General features: G+C 73.1%; 10 protein-coding genes. 3 read left to right on the forward strand and 7 right to left on the reverse strand.

The features are described from left to right. Window positions 1-188: 188 nt before the first annotated feature. Entirely contained in the window at window positions 189-695 is a 507-nt protein-coding gene (locus tag KME75_RS37425; protein WP_219419678.1) for a MarR family winged helix-turn-helix transcriptional regulator, read from the reverse strand. Window positions 696-783: 88 nt separating this feature from the next. Here KME75_RS37425 and KME75_RS37430 point away from each other — a divergent pair, with 88 nt between their 5' ends. After that, the gene (locus KME75_RS37430) at window positions 784-1,347 is read left to right on the forward strand and encodes a YceI family protein (RefSeq protein WP_219419679.1); all 564 of its coding nucleotides are present in this window, start codon (window positions 784-786) and stop codon (window positions 1,345-1,347) included. Window positions 1,348-1,452: 105 nt separating this feature from the next. Beyond that, window positions 1,453-2,214 carry a DUF6597 domain-containing transcriptional factor gene (locus tag KME75_RS37435; protein WP_219419680.1) on the forward strand — a complete coding sequence of 254 codons (762 nt, stop codon included), beginning with the start codon at window positions 1,453-1,455 and terminating at the stop codon, window positions 2,212-2,214. On the opposite strand, the gene KME75_RS37440 is transcribed toward KME75_RS37435, so the two are convergent. From KME75_RS37440 to KME75_RS37465, 6 genes are all read right to left on the reverse strand, one after another. After that, window positions 2,151-2,552 (reverse strand): VOC family protein, encoded by a 402-nt coding sequence (locus KME75_RS37440; protein ID WP_219419681.1) that lies wholly within the window; start codon window positions 2,550-2,552, stop codon window positions 2,151-2,153. The genes KME75_RS37435 and KME75_RS37440 overlap by 64 nt on opposite strands. A 52-nt stretch (window positions 2,553-2,604) precedes the next feature. Then, window positions 2,605-2,970 carry a YchJ family protein gene (locus tag KME75_RS37445; protein WP_219419685.1) on the reverse strand — a complete coding sequence of 122 codons (366 nt, stop codon included), beginning with the start codon at window positions 2,968-2,970 and terminating at the stop codon, window positions 2,605-2,607. Next, window positions 2,970-3,839, reverse strand: coding sequence for an alpha/beta fold hydrolase (locus KME75_RS37450; RefSeq protein ID WP_308283430.1), 870 nt, complete (start codon window positions 3,837-3,839; stop codon window positions 2,970-2,972). The genes KME75_RS37445 and KME75_RS37450 overlap by 1 nt, the downstream gene beginning before the upstream one ends. Window positions 3,840-3,912: 73 nt before the next feature. Next, window positions 3,913-5,727 (reverse strand): proteasome ATPase, encoded by a 1,815-nt coding sequence (gene arc / locus KME75_RS37455; protein ID WP_219419682.1) that lies wholly within the window; start codon window positions 5,725-5,727, stop codon window positions 3,913-3,915. Window positions 5,728-5,906: 179 nt separating this feature from the next. Continuing rightward, window positions 5,907-6,788 carry a tRNA (adenine-N1)-methyltransferase gene (locus KME75_RS37460; protein WP_219419683.1) on the reverse strand — a complete coding sequence of 294 codons (882 nt, stop codon included), beginning with the start codon at window positions 6,786-6,788 and terminating at the stop codon, window positions 5,907-5,909. A gap of 51 nt (window positions 6,789-6,839) precedes the next feature. After that, window positions 6,840-7,415 (reverse strand): hypothetical protein, encoded by a 576-nt coding sequence (locus KME75_RS37465; protein WP_219419684.1) that lies wholly within the window; start codon window positions 7,413-7,415, stop codon window positions 6,840-6,842. 82 nt (window positions 7,416-7,497) lie between these two features. Between KME75_RS37465 and KME75_RS37470 the strand changes: the two genes are divergently transcribed. Continuing rightward, window positions 7,498-8,397, forward strand: a complete 900-nt coding sequence (locus KME75_RS37470) for a RecB family exonuclease (protein WP_219419687.1) — start codon at window positions 7,498-7,500, stop codon at window positions 8,395-8,397. Window positions 8,398-8,414: the final 17 nt, after the last annotated feature.

The raw sequence follows: 8,414 nt of genomic DNA on the forward strand, positions 1-8,414 counted from the left end.
CGCGGTGTCCGGTCGGGCAGCAACGGCTCCAGCCGTGCCCACTCCGCGTCGGTCAAGTCGTGGCGATCAAGCACAGAAGAGATCTACCGCAGCCGACCCGCATGATCCACGGGACACGCTCTAGTGCACGGCCAGGGCGATGACCTGCGTCACCTGGGTGTCGGAGAAGTTGTCGTCGCCCACGAGCACTACGCCGGTCGTCCAGCGCCGTCGGCGTCGCCCACAGCCGGCCAGACGGGCGCGTCGGACAGTTGCGCGACCAGCGCGTCGCTGATCTCCTGCAGCGCCTGCTGCTGCTCGCGGGTGAGCTTGTCGAACAGGTTGGCCCGGACGGCCTCGACGTGGCCGGGCGCGGCCGCCTGCAGCCGGGCGAGGCCGTCGTCGGTGAGCTCGGCGAGTGCTCCGCGCCGGTCGTCGGGGCACGGCCTGCGCCGGACCCAGCCGGACTCCTCCAACCGCGCGACGGCGTGCGAGAGCCTGCTGCGCGACGACAGCGAGCTGGACGCCAGCTGACTCATGCGCAGCGTGCGGTCCGGCGCCTCGGACAACCGCACCAGGATCTCGTAGTAGGCGTGCGGCAGGCCGGCGTCCTGCTGGAGCTGCCGCTCGATCCGGTCGAAGAACAGCCGGGTGGCCGTGAGGAAGCTGCGCCACGTGTGCTGCTCGTCGTCGTCGAGCCAGCGCGTGTCAGGCATCACACCCCCGGAATAGTTGAGAGTTCACGTTGTTAGGGATAGCGTCGCTCTCAACACCTGAGAGTTCAACTACTTCACGGAGGACGACATGACCACGGCAGCCACCACCCAGATCCCCGGCTACATCGCGGGCACGTGGGACATCGACCCGGTGCACTCCGACGTCTCCTTCACTGTCCGTCACATGATGGTGAGCAAGGTACGCGGCCGGTTCGCGACCTTCTCCGGCGAGATCGTCACCGGTGCGGACGTCACCGACTCGACGGTCATCGCGACGATCGATGCGACCTCGATCGACACCGGCAATGAGCAGCGCGACGGGCACGTGCGCTCGGCCGACTTCTTCGACGTCGAGAACCACCCGCAGTGGTCCTACCGCTCCACCGGCGTCCGCGGCGACGGCGACGAGCTGGTCGTCGACGGCGAGCTGACCATCAAGGGCGTCACCCGGTCCGTCCCGCTCACCCTCGAGGTCAACGGCTTCGGCCCGGACGCCTACGGCGGCACCCGCGCGGGCTTCTCCGCCTCCGCGACCATCAACCGCAACGACTTCGGCGTCGACATCGCCATGCCGCTGGACGGCGGCGGCGTGGTCGTCAGCGACAAGGTGCAGATCAACCTGGAGATCCAGGGCGTGCTGCGCCAGTCCTGACCATCTGGCCGTCCCCAGGCGCTCGGCCCCGCTCACCCGACATGCAGTAGTGAGCCCCCACCCGAGGCCGCGGGGATCGTCGGGGGCGAGGGCTACCGTCGGCACATGGCCTACCGGGAGCTCCCACCACCCGCGCCGCTGCGCGGCCTGGTGGAGTGCCTCTGGTCCGCCGGGGTGGCCCCCGGCGCACCCCCGCAGGTGCAGGACGTGCTGCCCGACGGCTGCATGGACCTGGTCTGGACCGGCACGCAGCTGCTCGTCGCCGGCCCCGACACGGGTCCGCACGCGGTCCGCCGCGAGCCGGGGCTCGCCTCGGCCGGGCTGCGGTTCGCCCCCGGCGCGCTACCGGCGTTGCTCGGCGTGCCCGCCGAGGCGCTCCGCGACCAGCGGGTACCGCTGGTGGAGCTGCAGCCGCGGCTCGCCCGCACCGCCGTGGCCCACCTGGAGCACGGCGCCCCGGCGGCACGCGTGCTCGATGCAGTGGCACTGCGGCTGCCCGGCGCGCCCCCGGATCCCGCGATCGCGGCCGCGGCGGCCCGGATCGGCGCGGGCGCGGCGGTCGCGGCCACCGCCGACGCACTCGGCTGGACGGTCCGCACGCTGCACCGGCGCTGCCTGGCCGGGTTCGGGTACGGACCGGCCGTGCTGCGCCGGGTGCTGCGCTTCCGCCGGGCCGCCGCCCTGCTGCACGCGGGCGTCCCGCCCGCCGACGCCGCCGCGCGGGCCGGGTACGCCGACCAGCCGCACCTGTCGCGCGAAGTGCGGGCGCTCGCCGGCGTGACGCCCAGCCAGATCGCCAGGGGTCAGCTCGCCAGCGGGGCGAACAGGTCCACGCCGTTGCCGTCCGGGTCGGGCACCGTGGCGTAGCGCTGCCCCCAGGGCGCGTCGAACGGCGCGAGCTCGCCGTGGTGGCCGGCGGCGGTCAGCTCGGCGTAGGCGGCGTCCACGGCCGCCGGGTCGGCCAGGGCGAACGCGATCCCGATGCGACCGCCGCCTGCCGGGGGCTGCCAGCCGGGGAGGAACGAGCGGATCGTCTCCTCGGTGTCGAAGCCCATCCGCAGCCCGCCCGGCAGGACCACCTCCACGTGTCCCTCGGCGTCCGCGCCGTCGGGCACCTCCAGGCCGAGCGCGCGGTAGAACGCCAGCGACTTCGCCATGTCGGCCACCACCATGCCGATGAAGTCGAAACGTGCAGTGATCGTCATGACCGGGACGGTAGGCCCGCCGCGGCGCCCGCGTCGTGAACGGATCGGACACTCAGGCGGGGCCGACGTAGAACCAACGTCCCTCCTCCCGGCGGAACGCGCTGACCTCGTGCTGTACGCCGTGCCCGTGACGAGCGCGGAACTCGACCGTGCCGGCTGCGTCGAACAGCCCGCCTGCGGTGCGCCCGACGATCTCCAGCCCGGTCCACCGATCGGCGGGGTCCAGCCGCAGCCGGGCCGGACGGGTGGTCGGATGCCAGGTGGCGAGCAGGTAGGCGGCATCGCCTACCGCGAACGCGACGTACCGCGAGCGCATCAGCAGCTCCGCCGTGGGAGCCGTGGCCTCGTCCCGATGGAACCGCCCGCAGCACGCCTCGTACGGGGCGTGCAGCCCGCACGGACATGTCGCCGGTCGGATCACGGGACGGCCCGCCCGTCGGCGCGCAGGGCCAGGAGCCGGTCCAGCGCCTCCGGGCAGGCGTCGAGCACCGAGATGTGCCCGTCGTCGGGCCGCAGCCACACCTCCGCGTGCGGGAGCGCCCGGAGGTGTGGCTGCAGGTGGGCGTGGGCGGGCGGAACGACCCGGTCCTGTCCGCCCTGCACCAGCAGGACCGGGGCGGCGACCGCCGCCAGGTCGACACCCCAGGGCGCCATGAAGGCCACGTCGTCGTCGACCAGCCCGTCGGGTCCGGCGGCGCCGGCGCGCTGGGCGTCCTCCCCGAGCGGCGCCCACGTGCCCTCCAGCGCAGCCCAGTCGGCCGCGGTGAAGCTGACCGGGTCGAACTCCTCGTGCTCGGCGTACCGCGCCCGGGTCGCCCGGCCCGCCGCTGCCGCGCGCAGGCCACCGTCCGACGCCATGCCCGCGAACCAGCCGTCCTCGCCCGTGAACGGGGCGATCCCGGCCAGGCAGACGACACCCGTGACCCGCTCGGGGGTGACCGCGGCGCACGCGAGGGCGTGCGGGCCACCGCCCGAGGCCCCCATCACCGCGAACCTGTCGATGCCGAGCGCGTCGGCGAGCTCCGCGACGTCGTGCGCCGCCGACGCCACGTCGCGCCCCGGCCGCGGGCTCGACCCGCCGTAGGCGGGCCGGCCGTAGGACACGAGCCGGATGCCCCGCTCGGCCGCCATCGCCACCAGGGGTGGGAGCAGCGCCCCCGTCTGCGACGAGCCGTGGTGCCAGACCAGCGTCGGCCCACCGCCGGCGTCGCCTGCGTCGTCGCCTCGGGTGTCATGGACCCGCAGCGTCCGCCCGTCGCGCAGGCGCACGTCCCGCTCCGTCGTCACGGGACGAAGAGTAGTGCGAGACACCGACGGCCCGGCCCCACGGAGCGGGACCGGGCCGTCGGCGCGTGCGGTGCTACAGGTACTGGCCGGTGTTGGAGGCCGTGTCGATCGCCCGGCCGGTCTCGGCGTTCTTCCCGGTGACGAGGGTGCGGATGTAGACGATCCGCTCCCCCTTCTTGCCCGAGATACGCGCCCAGTCGTCCGGGTTGGTGGTGTTGGGGAGGTCCTCGTTCTCGGCGAACTCGTCGACGATCGCGTCGATCAGGTGCTGCACCCGCAGCCCGGGCTGGCCGGTCTCGAGCACCGACTTGATCGCCGACTTCTTCGACCGGTCGACGATGTTCTGGATCATCGCGCCGGAGTTGAAGTCCTTGAAGTAGAGCGTCTCCTTGTCGCCGTTGGCGTAGGTGACCTCCAGGAACCGGTTCTCCTCCGTCTCGTCGTACATCCGCTCGACGACCCGCTGGATCATCGCGTCGATGCACGCCTTGCGGCTGCCGCCGAACTCCGCGATGTCGTCGGCGTGGATCGGCAGCGTCTCGGTGAGGTACTTGGAGAAGATGTCCTGGGCCGCCTCGGCGTCCGGCCGCTCGATCTTGATCTTCACGTCGAGCCGGCCCGGCCGCAGGATCGCGGGGTCGATCATGTCCTCGCGGTTGGAGGCGCCGATGACGATGACGTTCTCCAGGCCCTCGACACCGTCGATCTCGGCCAGCAGCTGCGGCACGATCGTGGTCTCGACGTCGGAGGACACGCCCGACCCACGAGTGCGGAAGATCGAGTCCATCTCGTCGAAGAACACGATCACCGGGGTGCCGGCCGAGGCCTTCTCCCGCGCCCGCTGGAAGATCAGCCGGATGTGCCGCTCGGTCTCGCCGACGAACTTGTTGAGCAGCTCCGGGCCCTTGATGTTGAGGAAGAACGCCCTGCCCTCGTCGGGGTTGTCGCCGCGGACGGCGGCCACCTTCTTGGCCAGGGAGTTCGCCACCGCCTTCGCGATGAGCGTCTTGCCGCAGCCGGGCGGGCCGTAGAGCAGCACGCCCTTCGGGGGCCGCAGCTCGTACTCACGGAACAGCTCGGCGTGCAGGAACGGCAGCTCCACCGCGTCGCGGATCTGCTCGATCTGGCGGAACAGGCCACCGATGTCGGAGTAGTCGACGTCGGGGACCTCCTCCAGCACGAGGTCCTCGACCTCGGCCTTCGGCACCCGCTCGTAGGCGTAGCCCGCCTTGGTGTCGACAAGCAGCGAGTCACCCGGCTTGAGTGGGACGACGTCCGGGTCGTCGTCGGTGGCGAACAGCGGGGCGGCCAGCCACACCACCCGCTCCTCGTCGGCGTGCCCGACCACCAGCGCGCGGCCCGCCAGGCCGTCCGCGGTGGGCTCGGAGAGCACCTCGCGCAGGCCGCACACCTCGCCGACCCGCTCGTAGTCGCCCGCCTCGACGACCGTGAGCGCCTCGTTGAGCCGGACGGTCTGCCCGCTGCGCAGCGCGGCCGTGTCGACCGCGGGCGACACCGCCACCCGCATCCGCCTGCCGGAGGTGAAGACGTCGACGGTCTCGTCCGGGAACCGGGCGAGGAACACGCCGTAGCCGCTCGGTGGCTGGGCCAGCCGGTCGACCTCCTCGCGGAGCGCGACGAGCTGGCCGCGCGCCTCCTTGAGGGTCTCGGTGAGCTTCTCGTTCCGTGCTGAGAGTTGGGCCAGTCTGCTGGCCGATTCGGCGAGCCGCTGCTCGAGGACGCGCGCGTGGCGCGGCGACTCGGTGAGCTTGCGGCGCAGCAGCGCCACCTCCTCCTCGAGGAAGCGGATCTGCGCTGCGGCCTCCGCGGGGGTGAGATCCCCGTGGTCACCTGGTTCACGCGTGCCGGGACCGTCGTAGGGGTTCACGGCATCCTCCCTCCGTGTTCCGTTTCCATACGGTACCTGCGCGCGCGGAAGTTGACCGTGCGGCGAACCGGTGATCCACCGCTCAGCCGGACGAGACCTTGACGCCGGGTGAACGAGAGGTGCCCGGTCGGGGATGCGCCCGACGGCCTCAGCACCGACGTTCGCTCCGCAAGCTGCGCTCAGCGGCTCGTCGGTCTGCGCTGCGGCCTCGGCGGGACGACGCCCTCGGCGAGCCGCCGGGCCGTCACGAGGAACGCCGTGTGGCCTTGCATCCGGTGGTCGGGGCGGACGGCGAGCCCGACCACGTGCCACGGCCTGACCAGGCATTCCCACGCCTGCGGCTCCGTCCAGCACTGCTGCTCGCGCAGGTCCTCGACGAGCCGCGACAGCTGCGTGGTGGTGGCGACGTAGCCGACGAGCACGCCGCCGGGGATGAGCGTCTTCGCGACCGTGCCGAGGTGCTCCCACGGCGCCAGCATGTCCAGGACGACGCGGTCGACGGGCTCGGCGACGCCGTCGTGAGTAGCGATATCCGCGATTTTCAAGGTCCAGTTGGGTGGCATGTCGCCGAAGAACCGTTGCACATTGCGCTCGGCGTGCTCGGCGTGGTCGGGGCGGATCTCGTAGGACAGCACACTCCCCTGCGGCCCGACGGCCTGCAGCAGCGAGCAGGTCAGCGCCCCCGACCCGGCCCCGGCCTCCAGCACCCTGGCCCCCGGGAACACGTCGCCCCACATGAGGATCTGCGCCGCGTCCTTCGGGTAGATGACCTGCGCGCCGCGCGGCATCGACAGCACGTAGTCGGCCAGGCGCGGGCGCAGCGCCAGGTAGGGCGTCCCGACCGGGGAGACGACCACGCTGCCCTCCGGCTTGCCGATCAGGTCGTCGTGGGCGAGCCCGCCCCGGTGGGTGTGGTACTGCCCGCCCGCCTCGAGCGTCAGCGTGTAGTGCCGGCCCTTCGGGTCGGTGAGCTGCACGCGGTCGCCGGGGCGGAACGGGCCGCCGCGGGCGGCGAGCGTGGGGCTCGCGGGGGCGGACGGGGTCGGGTCGGTCTCGGACACGGGGCGCAACGCTAACGGGCGCCCGTCAGCGGCCGTCTTCCTGGCCGACGGTCAGGCCGTCACGTCGAGCAGCCGCCACTCGCCGTCGATGCGGCGCAGCCCGTTGATCACCGTCGGGCGGGCGCCCTGTGACTGCGCCGACCAGGTGATCGTCGCGTCGTCACCGGTGACCGCGATGTCCTGGATCTGCGCGGTCTCCGCGATCTCGTCGGCGATCTCAGCGGCGCCCGGCACCGCGTAGATGGTGCTGAAGGCTTCCTCGCAGCTGCCCACGGTGACCCCGCCCTGCGTCCGCAGGTTCTCGATCAGCGCGTCCTGCGTCTCCGGGGCGCTCAGGGCGCAGGCCGTCTGCCAGTCGCGGTCGAGCAGGGCACGGTAGTAGGAGCGGAAGACGATCTCCACCGCGGCCTCGTCGTCGGCGCCGACGGCGGCGGTGCCGCCGCTCCCGGTGCTGCCGTCCGCGGTGCCGCTCGGGGGTGTGGCGGGGACGGAGGTGGCCGGCGGGGGGGCGGCGGCGGGTTCGGCCGCGGACGGGGTGCCGGCGACCTGGCCGCCGCAGGAGGTGAGCGCCGAGGTGAGCACCGTGGCCAGCGCGGCGGCGGCGAAGGCGGTCCGGATGGTCTTCATCGGGCGACAACTTACGGTGGCCCCGCCCACGCTCCGGCGCCACCCGGAACTGTCGTACCGGTCGCCTACTCTCCGGAGCGTGATGGACACCCCCGCCACCGCCACGGCCACCGCCGAACCCGCCGCTCCCCCGCGGCGTCCCGCGCTGTCGCCGTCCCGGGCCGGGGATTTCAAGCAGTGCCCGCTGCTCTACCGGTTCCGCGCGATCGACCGGCTGCCCGAGCGGCCCACCCGCGCCCAGATCCGCGGCACCGTCGTGCACGCCGTGCTCGAGCAGCTCTACGACCTGCCGGCGGCGCAGCGCTCCCCCGAGGCGGCCGCGCAGCTCGTCGAGCCGGTGTGGGAGGAGCTCTGCGCGGCCGCACCCGAGCTCGTCGGCCAGCTGTTCGACGGCCCCGACGACCCCGCGCTGCCCGAGTGGTTGGCCGGCGCTCGCCCGCTGCTGGAGGCCTACTTCCGGCTGGAGGACCCGCGCCGGCTCGAGCCCGAGGCGCGCGAGCTGCTGGTCGAGGCGGAGCTGGAGTCGGGGCTGCTGCTGCGCGGCTACGTCGACCGGCTCGACGTCGCCCCCACCGGTCAGATCCGGGTGGTCGACTACAAGACCGGCGCCGCCCCCCGGCAGGTCGCCGAGGCGCGGGCGCTGTTCCAGATGAAGTTCTACGCGCTCGCGCTGCTGCACCTGCGCGGCGTCGTGCCCACCCAGCTGCGGCTGATGTACCTCGCCGACGGCGAATCCCTCACCTACGAGCCCGACGAGGCCGAGCTCCGCCGCTTCGAACGCACCCTCCACGCCATCTGGCAGGCCATCCTCACCGCGGGCCGCGACGGCGACTTCCGCCCCAGCCCCGGCCCCCTCTGCGACTGGTGCAGCCACAAGACGTTCTGCCCCGCCTGGGACGGCACACCCCCCGCCTACCCCGGCTGGCCGGGCGACGAGGCGGTCAGCAGCGTCGACGAGAGCGCGCTCGTGCGGGCGGAGTGAGGGCCGGGCTGGGCCGC

It is taken from the genome of Pseudonocardia nigra (genome assembly GCF_019396355.1).
GTDB lineage: Bacteria > Actinomycetota > Actinomycetes > Mycobacteriales > Pseudonocardiaceae > Pseudonocardia > Pseudonocardia nigra.